We start from the raw sequence: 239 nt of genomic DNA on the forward strand, positions 1-239 counted from the left end.
GTCTATGTCGCCAACGATCACCCCGAAAAGACCATCGAGGCGCTGTTCGGCGGCAATGGCTGGGGCGCGATGTGGCGCAATGGCGTCTACGACTATGTGCACTACCACGCCACGGTGCATGAGGCGCTCGGCGTCGCCCGCGGCCGGGCTCGCGTCCGCTTCGGTGGTATCAGCGGCAAGGAGCTCGAAATCACGCCCGGCGATGTCGCGATCCTTCCCGCCGGCACCGGGCATCAATG

General features: G+C 66.1%; 1 pseudogene. It reads left to right on the plus strand.

What is annotated here, in order from left to right:
• Window positions 1–239 (plus strand): annotated as a pseudogene (locus tag QSV46_RS40975) (hypothetical protein); the annotation flags it as partial.

It is taken from the genome of Bradyrhizobium cosmicum (assembly GCF_032290525.1).
Classification (GTDB): domain Bacteria; phylum Pseudomonadota; class Alphaproteobacteria; order Rhizobiales; family Xanthobacteraceae; genus Bradyrhizobium; species Bradyrhizobium cosmicum_A.